The following is a 19,840-nucleotide window of genomic DNA, read 5'->3' as shown; positions in this document are numbered from 1 at the left end:
GATTCATGACCGAGACGACCGAGAGCTTCGACTATATCGTGGTGGGCGCTGGCTCGGCGGGCTGCGTGCTCGCCGAGCGGCTGAGCGCCGACGGCCACGCCCGCGTGCTGCTGATCGAAGCCGGCGGCAACAACGAGACCGAACTGGTCAACATGCCGCGCGCCTTCATGAAGATGTTCGGCAACCCGACCTATTTCTGGCACTTCCCGATTACCGAGCAGGAAGGCCGCCCGGCCGGCGAAACCTGGTCCTATGGCCGCGGCCTGGGCGGATCGAGCTCGACCAACGGTACCTGGTATCTGCGCGGCGAGCCCGCCGATTATGACGGCTGGGCGGCAATGGGATTCCCCGATTGGCGCTGGGCCGAGATCCAGCGCTGCTTCCAGGCGATGGAAAGCTATCGCGGCCCCGGCGCCGGCGCCGGGCGCGGCCGCAACGGACCGCTGCAGATCACCCGCCTGCCCTTCCGTTCGCCGGCGATCGGCGCGGCGATCGAGGCCGGCAGCCAGATCGGCCTGCGCGCGGTGGAGGATATCAACGCGCCCGACGGCCCGCGCATCGGCTATACCCAGGCGACGGTGTCGCGCCGCGGCCGACGCGCCTCCAGTTACCAGGCGTTCCTGAAGCCGGCGATGCGCCGCCCGAACCTCACCGTCCTGCTCGACTCGCTGGTCGAGCGGGTGAAGATCGCGAATGGCCGGGCCACCGGCGTGGCGGTGCGCACGGCCCAGGGCAGCCGTTCCATCGCAGCGACACGCGAAGTGATCCTCTCGGCGGGCGCGCTGCAGAGCCCCAAGCTGCTCCAGCTTTCCGGTATCGGCCCCGTCGACGTGCTGGAGCGCGCTGGCGTACCGACCATCCTGCCGCTGGCACAGGTCGGCCGCAATCTCGCCGACCATCTGATGTTCACCATGTCGTGGCGGCTGCACAAGGATCCGGGCGCCAATCGGGAATTTTCCGGCTGGCGGCTGACCAGCCACGTCCTGCGCTACTATCTGACCCGCAAGGGCATGATGGCCTATACCTCGCCCGAGGTGACGGCCCTGCTCGCGATAGACTCGCCGCCCGAATGGCCGGACGCGCAGTTCGGCGTCGGCCCCTATTCGCTGCGCACTACCGAAGAAATCAAGGCCGATCCCGGCCGCGGCGCGCTGGAGGACCAGCCCGGCATCAGCGTCAACGGCATCGCGCTGCGCCCGAAGAGCCGCGGCACCGTGGCGATCCGCTCGGCGGACGTGGCCGATCCGATCGACGTCCATGCCAATTGGTGGGGCGATCCCGCCGACAAGGCCTTCCTCGTCAAGATGGTCCGCCTCGCCCGCCGCTATATGCGCCAGCCTGCGCTCAAGGACTTTGTCGGCGAGGAGCGCGTGCCCGGCGAGCGCTTCCAGAGCGACGAGGATATCGCCCAGCAGATGGAATGGCTGGCCAGCCCCGGCCTGCACTCCACCGGCACCTGCCGCATGGGCACGCCGGAGACCGGCGTGGTCGACGGGCGTCTCCGCGTCCACGGCATCCAGGGCCTGCGCGTCGTCGATTGTTCGGTGATGCCGGTTCAACCCGCCGGCAACACCAACGGCCCGGCGATGGTGATCGGCTGGCGCGCCGCCGAGCTGATCCTGGAGGACAATGCCCGCTGATCCGGTGATTGCGGCACCCGCTATCCATCGATAGCATCGATAGAAAAGGGGCGAACACGCCCGCCGGAGAGGAATGGAATGCGGTTCAAGGGCTTGGATCTCAACCTGTTGGGCGCGCTCGACGTGCTGCTCGATACGCGCAGCGTCTCGGCCGCCGCCCGGCAGATGAACCTGAGCCAGCCGGCGATGAGCGCCGCGCTCACCCGGTTGCGCGACTTTTTCGGCGACGAATTGCTCGTGGCGCAGGGAAAGCGCATGTACCCCACCGCCTATGCGGAGGCGCTGGTGCCGCAGGTGCGCGAGTGCCTGGACGCGGTGGAATCGATGCTGGTTACCTCGGGCCGGTTCGATCCCGCTACCAGCCAGCGCCGCTTCCGTCTGATCCTCTCGGATTATGTGATGACCGCCGTTCTCGCGCCGGCGTTGCAGACGCTGGCGGCAACCGCCCCAGGCATCCGGCTGGAGATCACCCTGCCCAGCCCGGAGACGGGGATCGAACTGCGCGAGGGCCGCGCCGATCTGTTCGTCGCCCCTGAACAGTTCATCTTTGCCGACCATCCCAGCGAACTGCTGTGCGAGGAGCGCTATGTCGTCGTCGGCTGGGCGGAGAACCCGTTGTTCGAGGATGTGTTGACGCTGGAGGATTTCAGCAATGCGGGCCATGTGGTGGTACGCTTCGGCGGCCCGCGTGACCTGTCCTTCGCCGATCGCCAGGTCCGCCTTCTGGGTATCGAGCGGCGGATCGAGGTAGAGGCGCCGTCTTTCACCACCCTGCCCTGGCTGCTGGTCGGTTCGCAGCGGCTGGCACTGATGCAGGAGCGGCTGGCGCAGCGCGTTGTCCCCACGCTGCCGCTGCGCACCGCACCGATCCCCTTCCCGTTCCAGCCGATGCGGGAAATGATCCAGTATCACAGCAGCCGAAAGAACGACGAAGGGCTGCGCTGGATGATCGAGCGCCTGCGCGAGCCCGCCGTGCTGATGTGACGCCGCCGCTCACGGCGAGGTGAGGATCCGCACCGGCCCGATCAGCCCGGAGTCGCGCAGCGGCGCGCCTGGGCGATACACGTCGTCTGGACCGCCCTTGGCAACGCCGATGAGGTGGTTCACCCAGAGATTGGCGACCTCCACTTCGATCCGGTTCGCCCCTGGCCGCAGCCGGCCGGTCACCGCAAGCCGGAAGGGCGGCTTCCAGGCGATACCCGCTTCCACGCCGTTGATCCGCACCCGCGCCACCTCGCGCACCTCGCCCAGGTCGAGCATTAACCGATCCTTGGTCGCCAGCGCAGCGGGCACATCAAGCGTGCGACGGTAGACGGCGGTGCCGGAGAAATGATGAAGCACCGCCTTGTCGGTCTTGGTCCAGGAGCCTGTCGGAAGTGGCAGAGTGCCGATTCCCGGAAACGTCACATCCCAGCTGTCGTCGATCACAAGCGCCTGCTCCCAGGGGCGCTCCGCCACCGAAGCGGCGACAGCCGTTGCCGCGCGGCGGAAGAGGACGAACACCGATCCGCTTGCTTCCAGCGCAAGCGGAACGAAGGTGCGGCCGTCCTCAATTCGATAACGGATGGGCCGGATCTCGCCAGTGTCTGCGAACCACAGCTCGGGAACCAACCCCGTGATACGAAACGCCATTTCGCCCCGGACCGGCGCCGTGCCATGGTTGGCGACAAACCAGAGATGGCCGGCGTCGAGTGCGCGATGGACGACGCCGAGCGCACTATCGGCGACGCCCGGCATTTCCCAGTCGCGCACCACGCCGCGCGCCTTCAGCGCTGCCGCACAATCGGTCCAGACGTGGTTCCGCGCCTGCCTGTCCCACAGCCGATCGACCAGCGTCGCGACACGGCGGGGGTCATCGGCAAGGCTGGGCGAGCCCGCGGGGCGCGGGCCCACCACCGTCGCCCCGCGTTCGACCAGCGCGGCAATCCGCTCCAGCACCGCGAGCGTCATCCTGTTCGCGCTGTCGCCGCCCAGTTCGAGCAGCGCATAGCGCGCACCGCCTTGCGTCCGCAGCGTACCATCGGGTGCCACCGAAAGTGCCCCGAGCAGAATTTCGCGGCTGACGAAATCGAAGCCATGGCCGGGAAGAACCGGCACCGGTGATTCGCCATACAGGCCGGTGATCGGCGCATCTTCGCCCGCGAAATAGGCGATGTCCGCCACCGGTCTGCCCTGCTGGAGCAGATAGGAGGCGCGGGCGAGATAGTCGGTCCATCCCCGCGCCATTTCGGCCCAGGTCTCGTGCCGGCTGAAATATTGGCCGAGCAGCGGCGCCAGCGACATCCCCGGCCGGTCCTCGGTCGGCTGGTGCGGCGAGGTGTGGATCATCACCCGGTTGACGCCCAGCGCGAAGGCCCAGTCTGCCGTCGCCTTCAGGTCGCGCGGCGCGAACCCCCAGGGACTGCCGAGGGCAGTGAAAGTCTCCGCCGCAACCAGCGGCTTGCCGGCGACATGTGCGACCGAGGCGGCGCCCTGGAGATCGGCGACGAAGGTCTGGCGCGGCGTGCCGCCAGGCGGCACGGTCCAGATCGCCCCCATCGGCACATCCGCCACCGCGCGCATCGCCAGATCGTCGCCCAGTTGCGGGCGGTGATCCTCCAGCGCCTCGGCATAATAGGTCATGCCCCGCGCCCTGGCAGCCGCCGCCAGCACGCCATAATGGTTGCGGGCCAGCAGTTCGGCTATCGTCTGGCGGAAGTCCCAGAGGAAGCGGTCGGTCTTCCCGGCGCTCTCGACAATGCGGCCGGTCAGCGTCGGCAGCCACGGAACCGGGTCATAGCCGCGCGCCCGGCGGAAAGCCTCGATCATCGCGGGCGTCCAGTTCTGCGGACCCGCCTCAATGCTGTCACTGAGCAACGCCGAGAGGGGTGCAGGGCTTGCCGCCTGCCCATATTTGTCGAGATAGGCCTGCGCATAGCCGCGCACCGCATCGGCATCGAGCTTGTCGACTTCCAGCCCGGTCGCCTCCGCTGGCGCGGGACCATTCTGCTGACCGGTCAGGGCATAGCCGAACCTGAGGATCGTCCAGTTGCCCGCTGGCGGCCGCCAGTCGAGCGTGCCGTCCGGTCGCAGGCGCCGGGTAAGGTCGATCATCTTGGCCATCGCGATCGGTGCATCCGCAGCACCAACCTCCGTGGGGATCGCAGCATAGCGCTCCGCCGCCGCGAAGCCCGCTTTCTCGGCGGCATGATCGACACGGCCATGCGCGAACAGCGCAAATTCGGAAAGGGGCACGCTATCGGATGGCGGCGGTGCTGGCAGCGGCACGACGCCGGATGCGACCGGCGGCATACCGGCGTCCGCAGGGATCGTCAGCCGCACCCGGAAATAACGTGCGCGCACCGGTGCGAAGGCCGAGGTGCGCACTTGCGCCCCGCCCGCCGGAAGCGTGGCGACGCGTCGGTAGCTGCGCCCGTCGTCGCTCGCCTCGAGCGTCGCGTCAGCGGGCGGTGGTGCGCCGAAGCCGCGACGACCGGGCAGGCCCAACGTCACCGAGCGCGCCGTGATGCCGCGTCCGAAATCCTGCACGAGCCACGCCTCGCGCGTGCCGGGCGCGAAGGGCAAGGCGATGGCGGTGCCGAACATGCCGTCGGACAGCAGCGCCCGGCGCACCGCGCCGCCGGTCGACCGCGCCGCGAGGGGCCGCAACCGATCGTCGGCCTCGGGCAGCGCCAGCACCCGGACGTCGCGGTAGAACGGTGCGAGCGGCGTCGGGCCAGCCATGTCCTGATAGGGTCCAGCAACAGCCGGCGGCAGCGGCAGGCGGCCATCGAATCGGCGACCACCGGTCACCCGCGTCTCGCTCCACACCAGCTTCTTCATCGCCTGACCGGGCGTGACGAACGGGGCGCCACTGCTGCTCCAGCCGGGCGAAGAGGCGATGCCGAAGCGCAGCCCCAGTCGAGCGGCGGTGTCGGCACTGCGCCGCAGCGCTGCCGCCCATCCTGCGCTACCCCACGCCAGACGATCGGGCACGGTCTGCGGCGTGGCGAGGTTCCCCTCGAACAACTGCACGCCACCGATGCCGGCACGCGCCATCCATTCCAGGTCGCGCTCGGCGCCCTCGGCGGTGACGTTGCCATTCATCCAGTGCCACCAGGCGAAAGGCCTAGCTTCCGCCGGCGGTGTGCGAAATCCGGCCTCCAGCGGATCCGGCTGCTGCTGGGCGACAGCAAAACCGGGCACCTGCAACAGGCAAGCCGCGGTGCCGGTCAGCGCCGCCTGCGCACGAGACTTCAACTTCACGGTTGCGACATTCCCTCTCCGGCTCGTTGCGAGCCTTGCAGGGACTGTCTGCCATGCGCTGCATCGTCAGGAAAATCGATGCTATCGATCCGGAGCATCCATGTCGCGGATCGATGGCTGTGACCGTCCCTCACAATATGATGGTCACCTCCCGGGAATCGCGCATCGGCACCGGCCGAAACTGCGGCGGGAAATAGGGATGCCGCATCCAGATGATGGTCTCCACCCGATGGACTCCCGGCACCAGTCCGCCCGGCCGATCGATCAGCACGTCGATCGTCTCGCCTACCGACCAGCGGGTCTCGGTCTCGCCGTCCAGGTCGGCCAGCCCGAAGGTCCGCCCCTGAAAGAGGATGCGATTGTCGGCAGCGGCAAAGTGCTCCCCGTCCACCGTCACGTCGACGCCTTCGATCAGCGACAGCCGCATGCCGCGATAATTGGGCTGGCGCAGGCGCAGGCGAAAGCCGGTGCGGGCGCCCTCCGGCCCCAGGTTCGAAAAGCCGCTGCTCTGGATCGTGCTGCGTTCAAGCATGGGCCTGCTCCCCGTTGCTGGTCTGGGCATCGTAGGCGCGTTCGAGGCTGCGGATCAGCGCGTGCTGCCGCCGAACCTGCTCGATCGCCAGCCAGGGATCGCGCACGCCTTCATATTCGCTGGACAGCCAGCCGGTATAGTGAAGCTTCTTCAGCGCCGGTACGATCCGCTCCCACGGAATGTGGTGATCGTGCAGCTGCGCATCGATGTGATGGAACTTGGCCTGGATGAACACGACATGGTCGATCACCTCGGCGAGGTGCTCCACCGGCACCTTGATGCCGTTCAGGAAGCGCATCGCCTTTTCGCGCATCTCGGGCGTCTCCCCCGGCCAATAGGGCAGCGGCCGATCCTGGAAGATGCCGGTATCGATCAAAAGCCCGAAATGGCGCGTGCCGGTGCGCTGGATGAAGTCGACATAGCTCTCCACCACCGGGTGCCGGATCGGCGTCGGCGCGTGAATTTCGGGGCAGATCACCACATCGAGCTTGGCGGCAAGGTCGAGCACCCGCTCCACGGCGGGCTCCCAGATCGGATGCGGGGTCAGTTCGTCGTCGATCACCCCGAATTTCGGCCGCACGAACCGGAAGCCGAGCCGGTGCGCGAGCTGCAGGTCGCGCGCCAGCGTTGCACTTGCCTCTTCCGCCGTCAGCACCCGCTGCTTCTGCACGCAGGTATCGACCCAGCAGCCATAGTTGGTCGGTTGCAGGCCGAAGCGAGCGACCAGCGTGAACCAGCGATCGAACCATGCGGCCGGCGGCTCGGGATAGCCGGCCAGATGGGTTTCGCCGAGGATCTCGATGCCCGCCGCCCCCGCCTCGGCGACATGGTAGAAGGCATCGTCCAGCGTCAGCGCGGTGCCGAAGTCATCGGTATAGCTGTAGAGCGATACGCCATAGTTGAACGTCATGCCGCGGCCTCCTGGCGCCGATGGATGGGGACATAGGGTTCGGCGTCCTCGATCTCTGCGAGCTGGGCCACGATGTGCGCGGGCATGTCGTCACCCACCATCTTTTGCAGGAACGGCGTATGATCGAACACCAGGTCGCGGATCGGCCGCAGCGGCGCTGGCAGGTGATGGAACATGCGGCCGGTATGATAGGCACCCTGCGTCACCTGCGCGGTGTGCGGCTTGCGGCGATCCTCGTAGCGCTGGAGCGCACCCTGCACCGCCGCGGTGTCAGCAATATCCACCGCTGCCAGCTCGCGGGCGAGGAAATAGCCATCCTCGATCGACATGCCGGCGCCATAGGCGGCGTAGGGCGAGGTCGGGTGCGCCGCGTCGCCGACCAGCGTCACCCTGCCCTTCGACCATTGCGGTAGCGGCGGCCGGTCGCGGATCTCCCAGCGCTGCAGATGGGCTGGCGGGGTCGCGGCGATCAGTTCCTGCACCTTCGCCGGGAATTGCGTTGCCCGGTCGCGGCAAAAGCCGTGGAGATCCACCGGCGGTGGCGCATCGGGATCGCAGGCCTCCAGCACCCACCATTCATAACCCGATTTGCCCTCGTGGCGGATCGGCGTGTAGCTCACTTGGGTCGTGCGGTTGTGCGAGATCACCCCGATCCCGTCCGGCGCTTCGTCGAGGAATAGATAGCCGCCCACCAGATGCAGCCGCTGGTGCCGGATCGGCTGATCGCCCCAGAGCTGCGCGCGCACCATCGATCGCAGACCGTCGGCACCGATCACCACATCGGCTTCGGCCGTGGCGCCGTTGGCGAAGGCTAGCTGCACCGCATCGCCGGCATCACGCATTTCCCGCAGTTCGTGCCCGAGCTTCAGGACGGCGGGCGGGAGCGCCGCGAGCATCCGCTGGTACAACCCCCAGCGCAGCAGCCCGATGAAGCCGCCACCATATTCCCGCACCACCGCATCCGGCAGGTTCACCACCGCGCGGTTCTTGCCCTTGGCATTGCGGAAGAACACCTGGCACGGTGCGCCCAGATCGACGGTGTCGACGCCGATCAGCTTGAGGACTTTCTGGGGTGGCGGCCACAGGTTCAGGATGTTCCCTGCCGCCTTCACCTCGCCCGCGCGCTCGTACAACGTGACGTCGAATCCCACGCGGATCGCCGCTAGCGCGGCCGCCATCCCGCCCGGCCCCGCGCCGATGATCGCAATACGACCTGATGCCATCGTCAACCTCCTCATCCCGTTCGTCGCGCCCGTCGGTCCGGGGCAATCTGATTCGTGATTAGATTGCCTTCTAATCATTGCTTAGATTCTTGGCAACGGCCTCTTTCGAGCATAAGGCGAGGTTGGAGGTACCCGAGAACCATGGCTGCAGAGCCCGCCGAGCGGCGCCCCTATCATCGCGAGGATTTACGCCGAGACCTGTTGCAAGCCGCCGATGCGCATGTGCGCGAGCACGGCCATCACGGTCTTTCCGTCCGCACGCTGGCGCACGCAGTGGGCGTCTCGCCGGGCGCGCCCTATCACCATTTCAAGGACCGTCGCGAACTGCTGCTGGCCGTCGCGCTGGATGGCTATGCCAGGCTCGGGGAAGCGGCGGCGCTGGCCATATCGGCAGGCGCGAGTCCGGCCCAAAATCTGTTGGAACTCTGCCTGTCGTTCATCGACTTTGCACAAGCGAATCCACGCCTTCTCGAGTTGATGTATGAAAGCGAGCTGACGAGCCCGGCACCCGATCCAGCGTTGCTGCACCATCAGCAGGCCGGCCGCCATGCGCTACAGGTGCATCTGGAAGCAGCCCTGCCGACGCTTTCGGAGGAAGAACGAACGCTGCGGCTGCTGTCCTTGTGGTCAACGGTTTACGGCTTCGCGTCCTTGCGCAATAAACATCTGATCGACCCCTTCGAACCCACCGGCAGCAGCGCAGATGCCGTTACCCGCGGTACGATGGCCCTGGCGGTACGCGCCGCCTTGAGTCCAGCGCCGTTATTCGAAGAACATGCGCGCGAATAAGCTGGGCTCCGCCGTTAGCGCGCGATGTCGTGATCAGCCTGGACGGTGCGCCCGATCCCCTGCCGGTGCAAGGATGCGCGCGTCGAATGAGTTGGGAAGGGCATCAGCATCCCGAAAACATCATCTCGCTCTCTAGGTCTGTTCCAGGAAGAACGCCTTGCGCAGCGGCAACATCGCGGCGCCGATGCCGACGGCGTCCCCGTGCACTTCCGTCGGAACGACAGCCGGCAGGGGAAACGGCATATCGTTGCGCGTCGGCGTGGCGGGCAGGATGGTCTCTCGTGCCAGCGCCGCGGCGATCGGGGCGGGAAGGCGGCCGCCGATCACCACCTTTTCCGATGCGACCATATGGCCCAGCAAAAAGGCAAGTCGTCCGATGGACTTCCCCGCCTCGCGCACCCATTGCGCGACGCCGGGGGTGTCCAGGCATACCCGCCGCACCATCGCTTCCACGCCTTCGTCGGGACCGCCCGCCGCGCGAACCGAGGCGTGCAGCGTATCCAGGCTCGGATACAGGCCGCCGAGAAGCCACAAGACGCCACCGAAGTCGCCGGCATTCCCCAGCCGCCCCTGCACGACCCGACCATCGACCGTTACGCCCCCGCCAAAGCCATTGGTAAGGTGGCAATAGCCGAAATTCCTGCACGTGCGACCGACACCGACCAGCCCCTCTGCGACGGTTGCGGCGGTCCCGTCATTCTCGCTCAGCATCGGCAACGCCAGCGCGGCCCCGAGCGCCTCCGCGACGTCCAGGCCCGCCCAACCGGCGAGTTGGACCGGCGGATTGAACCGCGACGGCTCGCCCGGCACGAGAAAGCCCGAAACCCCGGCGCCGGCGCCGATAATGCGTGTCGGATCGATTCCCGCCTCGGCGATCAGCGCCGTCTTGAGCGTTCGCAATGCTTCGAGGACCGACACGGGTGCCATGTCGGACAAGCCGATCGTGCGCGCGCCGCGGACCTTGCCGGCAAGGTCGAGGATCGTGACTCCCACCGCGTCGCCCACCAGCGTCACGCCAATCGCAAAGGCATAGTCGGGCGCTAGCGTCACCTGCACGCTGGGATGCCCGCGCACCCCCGGCGAGCGCTCGCCCAGCACAACGATGCCGGCGGCGTGAAACGTACCGATCAGCCGGGCGACACTGGGTTGCGAAAGATCGAGCACCTGGCTGAGCGACGCCTGGCTGGCCCCGCCGGTACGCAGCAGGTGATCGAGAACGGCCCGCCCGCCGCTGCTGATGCTGGGCACCCAATCCGGCGCACGGAACGAGGAAACAGGCGAAGGCAACTGGGTTTCTCCCTTGGGCGACGGCGCGACCACAGCTCATTGCATACCGCGCGGATACTATTCAAGAAACTGCCACATCCATGTGGCAAGCCGCATGGCTCTCGACGGCGAGAAAAGGAACCGGGATGGCGAGCGTCACCACGGCGATCGATCGATGCGGCGCCATGCCCCGCAATCGCTGGAGCCCCGCCCGGGTACGGCACCGCTTTGGGGCCGCCCATTTCGCCAAGAGCATGGTCTGGTCGTTTTCGGACCTGCTGCTCGCCTGGTTCCTGCACGCGGTGCTGCACATTCCGGTGGAGCGAGTGGCATTGTTGCTGTTCGTCCTGCTGCTGGTCGGCGCGGTCTGCAACGCCGCCGCCGGCGCGCTGATCACCTGGTCGCGCATGTCGCGGCGCGCGCTGGTTCGCCTGCATTTCCTCGCCAGCATCGCAACGACGATCGCGCTGCTGGCGCAGTTCGCGGACAACGGCGGTGTCGGCACCGCGCTCGCCGCCGGCATCCTGTTCCGCATCGCCTATGCCTTGTACGACGTGCCGCAGACCGCGATGACCTCGCTGCTGCCGCGCGACAGCGGCGACGCCCATCGCTATGTCGCGCTGCGGACGACGCTGGGCGCGGTCGCGCGGCTGATCGTCACCGCCGCGAATTTGGCGATTGCCCAGCTTCCAGCCGCCCTGTTCACGACCGGCGCGCTGCCGCTGCTGCTCGGCTTTGGCGTGCTGGTGGTGGCGACCGCCTGGATCCTTCGCGATGCCGATGCGGGTGCGCCGCCCGCCGCATCCTGCGAAGCCCCCGCCCGGGCATCGCTGCGACCGCCCCAGGGAACGCTTCCGATCCTGACTGCCTTCTTCCTGTCGACCCTCGGGTTCGCGACGCTCAGCCGGCTGCTTCTCTTCTACCCGCCGGCGCCCGGCCTCACGGCGCTGGGCGCGTGGCTGCTCCTGCTCTTCAGCGTGGGAACGGTACTTGGGCCATCGTTGGCGCTGCACTGGATCCGCCGCTGCGGCTGGAACCGCGCCTGCATTGCCAGCGCGGCGCTGGGCATGGCCTGCGCATTGCCGCTGTTGACATTGCCTGGCCTGCCCGGGCCGCTGCTGGGGGGAGCATTCGGCTATGGCCTCGGCCTCGGCGCTGCCGGCGCCCTGCTGTGGCAGGCGGCGACCGATGTGGTTCGCGTCCATGCGGAGCGGTGCGGCGAGCGTGCCGATGCACTGGTGTTTGGGCTGGTCATCTTCACCATCCATATCGCCATCGCCATCGCCCTCGGCGCGCTGCCGCTGGCCGTTCTGGTGCCCGCGCTCTCCAGCGGCGCGGGCATCGTCTGGCCGGGCCTGGCGATCACCTGGGGCAGCGGCGCGGCCGTGGTCGCGTTGCTGCTGTACCGCCGCGCTGCCCCCGCATCCGCACCCGCCTAGGTCTTCCGCCGCGGCAGGGAGGCGCGAAACACCAAGAGTGCCTCGGGCTCGTCCGTCTGAAACACGGTCACGCCGTCGGTCAGCAGGCGGCCCCACACGGCCGCCGGATCGCGGAGCGCATCGAGATCGCTGTACGCCCCTTCCACAAAGCCCTCGAAGATGGTGTTGACGAGCAACCGCAGCCCATGGCGCCGGGCAAGCGCGGCGACGGACGACAATTGCTCCGGGCGCAGGCGCGGCAATTCGGCGCCGATGGGCCGCTTGCCGTCCAGCTGCCGGGCAAGCACCGCGGCCAGGTCCGCCTTGCCCTCGGCATTGAGCAGGATCGGCATGAACGGCACCCGGTCATAGGGCGTCAGCCCGGCGAGCGGCGGCGTGGCGATTCCTGCCTCGGTCTTGATGAACACCCGGTCCTGCGCCCCTGCCCGCACGACGGCCTCGATCACCTCGGGATAGATCGCCGCCTTGATGTCGAGGTTGAGCAGAATCCGCCCGCGCGCCGCCGCCAGCATCTCGTCCAGCGTGACGATGTGCTCGTCGGTGAGCGGCGCCGCGGCGCCGCCCAGATTCTGCCGCAACCGCAACGCGCGCAGTTGGGCGAGGCTCTGCGCCGCCACCCGCCCGGTGCCATTGGTGGTGCGGTCGACGCTGTCGTCGTGGATCATCACGAGATGGCCGTCCGCCGTGCGCAGCACGTCGGTTTCCATCACATCGGCGCCGATCGTCACGCAATGCTCGAGCGCCAGCAGCGAGTTTTCGGGCGCCGGCCCGAGACCATGCCTCGGCGCGGGATTGTGGCAGCCCCGATGCGCGACGACGATCACGCCGTCGAGTTCGGCGAAGCGTGCCTGGACGCCGGGCGCCGCCTCCCGCGGCGCGGCGAGCGCCAGGGGGGCGGGCAGCAGGAGAGCGAAGGCCAGGACGCCCTGGCGAAGGACCGACACCATGCTCAGAACTTCGGCGTCAGGCGGATGCCGACCCAGAAGGTGGTGGGCACCGAATAGCTGTCCTTCAGCAGATTCTTGCCCGGCCCGGTAAGGCTGGTGATCCGCGAATGGGTGACGTTGCTCACCTGCCCGAACAAGCTGATGCCCGATCGCACCGCATAGCTGGCGGAGAGATCGACCTGGTCGCGCGCCGCCCAGTAGAGGTCCTGCCAGGTCACGTCGTTGACGATCGCCCGCAGCGCCTTGCCTTGCCGGTTATAGGCCGCCCGCAGCTCTAGCCCGCCGCCGTTGTAGAACAGGGTGCCGTTCAGCGTATAGTCGGGCTGGCCGACCAGCCGGTCGATCGCGCGCTGGCCGCCGGCGCTCAGCGGCACGGTGATCCGGCCATCGAGATAGGCGGCGTTCACGCTGGCGCCGAATCCTTCGAGCAGCGTGCCGGGGGCACCGAACGAGTTGATCACCGCGTTGAACTCGGCGCCGCGGATACGGGCATCCGAGGCGTTGACCGGGCGGCTGACCAGCGCGTTGACATAGGTGACGCCCGACGACGGATCCGTGAAGCCGGGGCTGGAAAGCGTGAAGATCTCGTCGTCGATCTTCTTGTTGAACAAGGCGACCGAGACCATGCCGCCGCGGGCGCCGCCGAAGCGCCAGTCGGCGGCGAGGTCGAGGTTGGTCGACTTGCGCGGGCGGATGTCCGGGTTGCCGATGGTGACGGTGACGCCGGTGGCGTTGGGATTGCCGGCATCGGACGCGTTGACGAAGTTGATCGCGCTGCGCGCCGCATAGGCGTCATAGGGCGGGCGACCGATCGTGCGGCTGGCGCCCGCACGCAGGTCGATCGCCGGCGTGGCGTGCCAGGTCAGCAGCGCGCTCGGCAGCAGATAGTCATAGTCCGAGCGGGTCGGGATGTCCTGGAACACCCCGGCGCGGCGGATGCGGCCGGTCGTCGCCTGCCTGGTGCTGTCGAAATGCACGCCCGCCTGCGCATCGATCGCGTCGCTGGCATAGCGCACCAGGCCATAGGCACCGAAGATCTTCTCGCTGTGGCGGAAATCGTCCTGGTTGTTGAAGCCGCTCTGGTCCGTCCGGTTGAACATCGACGTGGGCAGCGCCGAAAGGATCGCGTTGGCGCGGCGCGGATCGATCGTGATCAGGTTCAGCCCGTCCGAATAGCGAAGCGGCGCCCCCTGCGGCCCGAGCACGTCGGCGATGCCGAGCCGCGGCGCGCTGCTGTTCGGGGCATATTCGGTGCGATCGACATTATAGGTCGGCCGATCGTCGGTATAGCTGGCGCCCGCATCGAAGCCGATGCCCTGCTCGCCCGGCCGGAAGCTATAGTCGATCCTTCCCGTCCAGATCTTGTCGTCGGCATAGCGCTTATAGTCGGGCCGCCAGTAGAACAGGCTGTAGGCGCTGTAATCGTAGAAGGCCGATCGCGCGACCGGGAAGCGGAAGTTGAACGCGCTGGTATCGTACGTGAAGCCGAGCGCCGGCGAGGTGTTGACGCTGGTGCCACCGCCGCCGGGCGCCGCACGACCGACATTGGTGATGTATTTGATCATTGCGATCGGTTCGTCATAGGTGGCGAAGGAATAGCCGCCGCGCAGGCTCAGCCGATGTGCGGGCGTCGGCGTGAAGTCGATCCCCGCCTGGCCCATGCGCGTCCGGCTGGTGAGCTGCTGGCTGGCATAGCCGATCTCGATGTCGCCGGCCGGATAGCTGCCCGACGTCGCGGTCTGGCCGGTGACGATGCCGCGGTTACGCGGATCGATCAGCAGCTCGTTGCGCTGCATGTCGTCCTTGAAATAATAATAGCCGCCCGTCACGAAGCCGTGGACGGTATCGCTCAGCCGCGCCTCGAACTTGCCAGTCACGCCGTAACGGTCGCGCTTGTCCTGCACATACCAGTATTTGTCCTGCTGCGGCACCGCATAGCCGTTGCCGAGATTGGTGCCCGACTGGAGCTGGCCGGCAGCGTTGTAGAAGCCGTAATGCACCGTGTCGGTGGTCATATGGGTTTCGGTATAGCTGCTCAGCGTCTGGTAATTGGCCGAGACAGTGAGGCCGAACTGCTGCTCCGCGCCGAAGGTGAAGCTGCCGGTGCCGACCAGGCGATAGCCGAGGTCCGGCTGGTCATAGGGCTGGCCGTTGTCGCTGGCGTGGCCGAGCGAGGCTTCCAGGTTGAAGAAGGGCTTGCCGCCATTCTCGAAGGCGCTGCGCGTCTTGAGGTTGATCGCGCCCCCGATGGCGTTGGGATCGAGATCGGCACTGAAGGTCTTCACCACCTGGATCTCGCTGATCATCGACGAAGGCAGGATGTCGAGACGAACACCGCGCGTGACCGAGCCTAGATTGCCGTTCGGCGTACCCGGCGAGGCGACCAGCAGACCGTCGATGGTGACGTTGTTGTAGCTCGGCCCCAGGCCGCGGATGACCGGCGTCGAGGCCTCGTCGCGCGGATGCTCGTTATCGATCGCCGGCAGCGCCGACAGGCCGGGGACGCGGCGCAGCGCCTCGACGATGGTGGCATCGGGCAGTGCACGCACGTCGGTCGCACTCACCACGTCGATGATGTTGGCGGCGGCACGCTTGCTCTCGATCGCCGTCAGGTTCGCGCGGCGGATGCCGGTGACGACGATGTCGCCCTGGCTGTCCGGCTGGTCGCCCGGCGCGGTTTGCGCGTGCGCCTGGCAGATCGAGGCCGCGAGCGCCGTTCCGGCGAGCGACAAGAGCAGTTGCGTACGTATGGACATGAGACCCCCTTAGCGAATCATTCTTGCATCATATTATTCACAATGTATTACATTTGCGCGACTGCCTCAAAGGGCCGCACCCGCCTCCTGGGTATAGGTCGAAAAGCACCGAGGGAGCAGCTAGCCAAGAGCATGCCCCGACATTTTTATGTCATGCATCGCGAATACAACTCGTTCCGTAGTACGTTGGAAGGGGAATCCGGCGCGCTACCGGCATCGCGACCGTCCGGCCTTGGCGACTGTCTTTCCGTTCCTGTCGTGCCGGCACCGGTCTCGATGTGCGTTCGTCACCACACCCCAAGGAGAAACCATGATACGCCTGCTTCATGCCGCGCTGGCGCTCGCCGTCGGCCTGTTTCTATGGGCCGGCCCGGCCGCAGCCCAGGGAAACCCCTGCGGCCTCAATCCAGCCAAGATCATCACCGAGATTCGGCATCCGCATAAGAGCGAACTGACGGTACTCGTCGCCCATCGCGGCCTGCATGCGCAGCTGCACACCGACGCCTTCAGCAGGACGCCCGAAAACTCGCGCGAGTCGCTCGACAATGTTGCGGCAACCTGCTTCGAAGCGGCCGAGATCGACATTCGCCGGACCAGCGACGGCGTTCTCGTCCTCTCGCACGACTTCAAATGGGGGCGCGAAGCCGAAGTGCCCCAGGGCGGCATCTGTTGCTACGATCCGTGGAAGGATACCGGCGGCAATCCCGACGTGGGCAGCGTCACCTTCCAGCAGACGAAGATCTGGAAGCTGCGCAATTTCAAGAACTGGCAGACCGGGATCTGGGCGGAAACGCCCGTGTCGCTCCCGGAAATATTGAATCACTACAAAAGCAAGGGATTCGGCTTCGTCCTGTTCATCGACGTGAAGAACAAGGACGACTTTCGTCAGGCATGGATCAACGTCGTCCAGGCCGGCATGAATGAGCGCGTCGTTTTCAAGATCGGAGCCACTGAATTCCCACGCGCGATTGATTTCAGCAAGTTCATGTCCACCAATTACCTGGGAAGCTGGGGAACGGACGCGAACCATATCAACTTCATGCCCGTGTACAATACGGGCGACATCGGCAACCGGGGCATTGCCGGCGGGCGAGGTGAAAGCGGCGTCCTTGATTCCCTGATCTCCTACGAAGATTGGGAAGACGATACCGGCCAGAATTTCTTTGCCGCCGCCGAGGTCAACATGAAGGCACCGGGCGCCATTCTCGCCAGCCTGCTGATAAACCTGCAGCGCGGCGATCGTGGGAATTTCAGCTCCGGGATCTTCCACCCGATCACGGAATATGGCGACCCCAAGACAAACAGCTATTATTATCGCAGCGATGCGAGCTGCTGTAACAAACTTTCCGCCTATTACTTCAACGGAGGATCATCCCTTCCTTCCGACACGGTCGACCTTCGCGAAAATCGGCCATTCATCCTTCAACATGTTTCTGGAAATTACTTCAACATCGTCACGAGCGACGATGTTTACAATTTGAACAGCGAAATAGCCAAACTCAATCGCCGAAATACCCTGAAATACTTCAAGTGAAAAATCTGGGTGATCGGCGCCGCCGGTCACCCATGCACGACCATCAGGAGCATCCATGTCGCAGATCCGAACCCTCCGGCGCGCGTGTGCCGCCGGCCTGTTTTGCAGCGCCCTCGCCCTTCTGGGCAGTTGCGCGCAGGGGCCCTCCGAACCGTCGAAGGACGGCCAGGCCAAGGCAGCCGCCGGCATAGACGCCGCCACGGCGCGCAAGCTGATCGAGGTGAGCGGCGCGAAGGCCGAAGTGGAGCAGATCCTCGCCGAACAGCGGGCGAGCTTCGCGAAATATGTCGACTATGCCGTCAGCAGCTTGCCGGAACCGAAACCGCATTTCGCCGAGCGCAAGGCGGAACTGGTCGCAGCCTATCGCAAGGAACAGGCGAAGTACGCCGAGAAGCTCAACTGGGCGCGCATCGAACCCGGGGTCATCAAGGCGTTCGGGGGAATCGACCCGAACGACGCGGCCGCAATCGAGGCCTTCTACCGCACACCTGCCGGAAAGGCATGGGCCAAGGCGTCGCCGGCCTTGAAGATCGGCATCGCGGACGCCGTCACGAAGGTCACCAAGGAGATCGCGCCAGACACGTTCGAGGCAACGGAACAGCTGCAGAAGAAGGTCGATGCGATCAAGCTGGACCGGCTGAACCGCGCAGGAGGAAAGGAATGATCCTCGATCCTTCGCGGCGCCTGCCCGCAGGCTTGCCGGCGTTCTGGATCGCCGCGGGTTTCGGCTTGCTGTCGCTGCCCGGATGCGGCTGCACTCCCAGCGACGACGCGACGGGTGTCGTCGCGTTCGTCGCGAGCAACGGCGCGATGCCTGCCGGGCATGCGAAAGCCATGTCCGGCCCCGTCGATGCCACACCCCGCCGTCATGCGCCGCCGATTCCGCCGACACTGGCGCCGATCGCAGGAGGCGAACGCACCGACAAATGGGTCGGGACCTGGCGAAGCGATACTGCCGGCATGCTGATTGTGGAAGGCACCGGCGTGGCCGGCAACTATACCGTCACCAGGCCGCTCGCCGGGCACGACGCTGAAATGCGTACCTTCCCGGCGAAGACAAACGGAGCTGGAATCGTTGTCGCTCTCGGCAATGCGGTCTCGACGCTGCGCGAAGCGTCGCCGGCCGAAGCGCGGATAAGCAGCGATGCGGCCACACAATGCATCGTGGACGACGCGCGGAACTATTTCTGCAGGCGCCAGCCATCGCCCCAGTTGTGAGCTTTCAGAAGCTTGTTCCCCTGCGTGCCGGGCAAGGCTGATGTTGCGACACGTCCGCATGTTGGGAGCGCCCGGATGCCGCCTGCTGTCCGTCGTCAGGGCATTTGGCGCAGATGGGGCCGCCATACCGACTCCTGGCGCGCAGCGTCGCTTCCAAACCGTAGGCGGGCCGGTAGCGGCCTTTTCATTCGTCGGTAGCCAGTCTCATCCGCGCAAGCCTGCCGAGGCGCGCTGCACAGAGTCCTGCCAGACGCTGTCCCGATACTAGGTGTTTAGTCCCGAGGTGTGGCGATACGGGTCGATTTTGAATCGGGTTGGATCTTCTGTCCAGACGCGAGCGACGTATTCATAAGGCGTCAGGCCACGGAGCGTTTTCAGCCGGCGGGCATGATTGTAGGCGTCGATGAAAAGGCGGAGGTGCTGGCGCAGTTCGTCATGACTACCGTAATGGTAGCGTTTGACGGTGGCGTCCTTGATGGTGCGGTTCATCCGCTCGACCTGGCCGTTGGTCCACGGATGGTTGGGCTTGGTCAGACGGTGCTCAATGCCGTGTTCACGACAGATCTGGTCGAAGCGGTGGACGCGGTAGCGGGCGGTTGGGCCGTTCCGGTTGCGTGGGAGGTCGGCGAACTGGATGCCGTTATCGGTCAGGATCGTATGCAGATCGTACGGCACAGCTTCGAGCAGGGCCTCCAGAAAGGCGACAGCGGTCGGTCGATCGGCTTTCTCATGCAGTTGAGCAAAAGCGAACTTGGACGTGCGGTCGATGCCGACATAGAGATGCAGCTTCCCCTCTTCGGTGCGCACCTCGGCAATGTCGATGTGGAAATAGCCGATCGGGTAGACCTTGAAGCGCTTCTTCTCAGCAGCCTGTCCTTCAAGCGCTGGCAATCGGCTGATGCCGTGGCGCTGGAGGCAGCGGTGTAGCGACGACCGCGTGAGGTGCGGGATCGTCGGTTGCAAAGCATAGAGGCAATCGTCGAGCGGCAGCAGCGTATGGCGCCGGAACGCCACGACCATCGCCTCTTCCTCAGCGGTTAGCACGGTGGAATGAATGGCCTTCGGCCCCATTGGGGCATCGCTGACACTCCCCCGCTTGCGCCACTTCTGCACCGTCGTCGGGCTGATCCCATAGCGACCGGCGAGCGCCCTTACGCTCTCTTCACTCCGCTGTATCGCTCGACGCACTGCCTCCGTCGTTCGGGCGCTGCCGTGTAGAACCTGGCCCATAGCTCCTCCCGCGCTGCATGCTGGCCCATCGTACCACCACACTGCGGGATCAAACAGTCCGTCCAAGACGATCTACAACCGGTTCATTCGCTGGAGCCGCATGGGTGTGTT

At 66.3% G+C, this 19,840-nt stretch carries 15 protein-coding genes; 7 read left to right on the top strand and 8 right to left on the bottom strand.

Annotation, left to right across the window (positions count from 1 at the left end; translation table 11 throughout):
• The first annotated feature begins 5 nt into the window (after positions 1–5).
• Together DD559_RS05635 and DD559_RS05630 are read left to right on the top strand one after the other, a co-directional pair.
• On the top strand, positions 6–1,640 hold the full coding sequence (locus DD559_RS05635) for a GMC family oxidoreductase (protein WP_116468320.1): 1,635 nt from the start codon (positions 6–8) through the stop codon (positions 1,638–1,640).
• A 78-nt stretch (positions 1,641–1,718) separates the two neighbouring features.
• Complete coding sequence (locus tag DD559_RS05630) at positions 1,719–2,624, top strand: LysR family transcriptional regulator (protein ID WP_116468319.1); 906 nt, start codon at positions 1,719–1,721, stop codon at positions 2,622–2,624.
• A 9-nt stretch (positions 2,625–2,633) separates the two neighbouring features.
• On the opposite strand, the gene DD559_RS05625 is transcribed toward DD559_RS05630, so the two are convergent.
• The 4 genes from DD559_RS05625 to DD559_RS05610 all read right to left on the bottom strand — a co-directional run bounded on the left by DD559_RS05625 (position 2,634) and on the right by DD559_RS05610 (position 8,550).
• Positions 2,634–5,885 carry a glycosyl hydrolase gene (locus DD559_RS05625; RefSeq protein ID WP_206364455.1) on the bottom strand — a complete coding sequence of 1,084 codons (3,252 nt, stop codon included), beginning with the start codon at positions 5,883–5,885 and terminating at the stop codon, positions 2,634–2,636.
• A 130-nt stretch (positions 5,886–6,015) separates the two neighbouring features.
• Positions 6,016–6,417 carry a C-glycoside deglycosidase beta subunit domain-containing protein gene (locus DD559_RS05620; protein ID WP_116468317.1) on the bottom strand — a complete coding sequence of 134 codons (402 nt, stop codon included), beginning with the start codon at positions 6,415–6,417 and terminating at the stop codon, positions 6,016–6,018.
• On the bottom strand, positions 6,410–7,327 hold the full coding sequence (locus DD559_RS05615) for a sugar phosphate isomerase/epimerase family protein (protein WP_116468316.1): 918 nt from the start codon (positions 7,325–7,327) through the stop codon (positions 6,410–6,412). Before DD559_RS05615 ends, DD559_RS05620 begins: the two co-directional genes overlap by 8 nt.
• Positions 7,324–8,550: an FAD-dependent oxidoreductase gene (locus DD559_RS05610; RefSeq protein WP_116470738.1), complete on the bottom strand. Its 1,227-nt coding sequence runs from the start codon at positions 8,548–8,550 to the stop codon at positions 7,324–7,326. Before DD559_RS05610 ends, DD559_RS05615 begins: the two co-directional genes overlap by 4 nt.
• A 141-nt stretch (positions 8,551–8,691) precedes the next feature.
• Here DD559_RS05610 and DD559_RS05605 point away from each other — a divergent pair, with 141 nt between their 5' ends.
• Complete coding sequence (locus DD559_RS05605) at positions 8,692–9,339, top strand: TetR/AcrR family transcriptional regulator (RefSeq protein WP_116468315.1); 648 nt, start codon at positions 8,692–8,694, stop codon at positions 9,337–9,339.
• A 132-nt stretch (positions 9,340–9,471) separates the two neighbouring features.
• On the opposite strand, the gene DD559_RS05600 is transcribed toward DD559_RS05605, so the two are convergent.
• A complete protein-coding gene (locus DD559_RS05600) occupies positions 9,472–10,626 on the bottom strand; it encodes an ROK family protein (protein WP_165830992.1) in 1,155 nt (384 codons plus the stop codon).
• Positions 10,627–10,751: 125 nt separating this feature from the next.
• Here DD559_RS05600 and DD559_RS05595 point away from each other — a divergent pair, with 125 nt between their 5' ends.
• A complete protein-coding gene (locus DD559_RS05595) occupies positions 10,752–12,044 on the top strand; it encodes an MFS transporter (RefSeq protein WP_165830990.1) in 1,293 nt (430 codons plus the stop codon).
• Here the strand turns inward: DD559_RS05595 and DD559_RS05590 are convergent.
• Together DD559_RS05590 and DD559_RS05585 are read right to left on the bottom strand one after the other, a co-directional pair.
• Complete coding sequence (locus tag DD559_RS05590) at positions 12,041–12,991, bottom strand: glycerophosphodiester phosphodiesterase family protein (protein ID WP_116468312.1); 951 nt, start codon at positions 12,989–12,991, stop codon at positions 12,041–12,043. The genes DD559_RS05595 and DD559_RS05590 overlap by 4 nt on opposite strands.
• Before the next feature lie 2 nt (positions 12,992–12,993).
• Entirely contained in the window at positions 12,994–15,747 is a 2,754-nt protein-coding gene (locus DD559_RS05585) for a TonB-dependent receptor (RefSeq protein WP_116468311.1), read from the bottom strand.
• A 310-nt stretch (positions 15,748–16,057) separates the two neighbouring features.
• On the opposite strand from DD559_RS05585, the gene DD559_RS05580 reads away from it, so the two are divergent.
• The 3 genes from DD559_RS05580 to DD559_RS05570 are packed head-to-tail and all read left to right on the top strand — an operon-like array spanning position 16,058 to position 18,499.
• Complete coding sequence (locus tag DD559_RS05580) at positions 16,058–17,281, top strand: glycerophosphodiester phosphodiesterase family protein (RefSeq protein ID WP_165830989.1); 1,224 nt, start codon at positions 16,058–16,060, stop codon at positions 17,279–17,281.
• A gap of 55 nt (positions 17,282–17,336) precedes the next feature.
• Entirely contained in the window at positions 17,337–17,945 is a 609-nt protein-coding gene (locus DD559_RS05575) for a DUF2059 domain-containing protein (protein ID WP_116468309.1), read from the top strand.
• Positions 17,942–18,499 carry a hypothetical protein gene (locus tag DD559_RS05570; protein WP_116468308.1) on the top strand — a complete coding sequence of 186 codons (558 nt, stop codon included), beginning with the start codon at positions 17,942–17,944 and terminating at the stop codon, positions 18,497–18,499. Before DD559_RS05575 ends, DD559_RS05570 begins: the two co-directional genes overlap by 4 nt.
• A gap of 264 nt (positions 18,500–18,763) precedes the next feature.
• Here DD559_RS05570 and DD559_RS05565 read toward each other — a convergent pair whose 3' ends face one another.
• Positions 18,764–19,729: an IS481 family transposase gene (locus DD559_RS05565; RefSeq protein WP_116468307.1), complete on the bottom strand. Its 966-nt coding sequence runs from the start codon at positions 19,727–19,729 to the stop codon at positions 18,764–18,766.
• Between the last annotated feature and the right edge of the window lie 111 nt (positions 19,730–19,840).

The organism is Sphingomonas pokkalii (genome assembly GCF_003096275.1).
GTDB lineage: Bacteria > Pseudomonadota > Alphaproteobacteria > Sphingomonadales > Sphingomonadaceae > Sphingomonas > Sphingomonas pokkalii.
This window is presented reverse-complemented; position numbering and strand designations above follow the sequence as displayed.

What these genes read in the sequence shown, in the direction of transcription:
- DD559_RS05635 (WP_116468320.1), top strand. Translation starts at nt 6, where the DNA reads ATGACCGAGACGACCGAGAGCTTCGACTATATCGTGGTGGGCGCTGGC.
- DD559_RS05630 (WP_116468319.1), top strand. Translation starts at nt 1,719, where the DNA reads ATGCGGTTCAAGGGCTTGGATCTCAACCTGTTGGGCGCGCTCGACGTG.
- DD559_RS05620 (WP_116468317.1), bottom strand. Translation starts at nt 6,417, where the DNA reads ATGCTTGAACGCAGCACGATCCAGAGCAGCGGCTTTTCGAACCTGGGG.
- DD559_RS05615 (WP_116468316.1), bottom strand. Translation starts at nt 7,327, where the DNA reads ATGACGTTCAACTATGGCGTATCGCTCTACAGCTATACCGATGACTTC.
- DD559_RS05610 (WP_116470738.1), bottom strand. Translation starts at nt 8,550, where the DNA reads ATGGCATCAGGTCGTATTGCGATCATCGGCGCGGGGCCGGGCGGGATG.
- DD559_RS05605 (WP_116468315.1), top strand. Translation starts at nt 8,692, where the DNA reads ATGGCTGCAGAGCCCGCCGAGCGGCGCCCCTATCATCGCGAGGATTTA.
- DD559_RS05595 (WP_165830990.1), top strand. Translation starts at nt 10,752, where the DNA reads ATGGCGAGCGTCACCACGGCGATCGATCGATGCGGCGCCATGCCCCGC.
- DD559_RS05590 (WP_116468312.1), bottom strand. Translation starts at nt 12,991, where the DNA reads ATGGTGTCGGTCCTTCGCCAGGGCGTCCTGGCCTTCGCTCTCCTGCTG.
- DD559_RS05585 (WP_116468311.1), bottom strand. Translation starts at nt 15,747, where the DNA reads ATGTCCATACGTACGCAACTGCTCTTGTCGCTCGCCGGAACGGCGCTC.
- DD559_RS05580 (WP_165830989.1), top strand. Translation starts at nt 16,058, where the DNA reads ATGATACGCCTGCTTCATGCCGCGCTGGCGCTCGCCGTCGGCCTGTTT.
- DD559_RS05575 (WP_116468309.1), top strand. Translation starts at nt 17,337, where the DNA reads ATGTCGCAGATCCGAACCCTCCGGCGCGCGTGTGCCGCCGGCCTGTTT.
- DD559_RS05570 (WP_116468308.1), top strand. Translation starts at nt 17,942, where the DNA reads ATGATCCTCGATCCTTCGCGGCGCCTGCCCGCAGGCTTGCCGGCGTTC.
- DD559_RS05565 (WP_116468307.1), bottom strand. Translation starts at nt 19,729, where the DNA reads ATGGGCCAGGTTCTACACGGCAGCGCCCGAACGACGGAGGCAGTGCGT.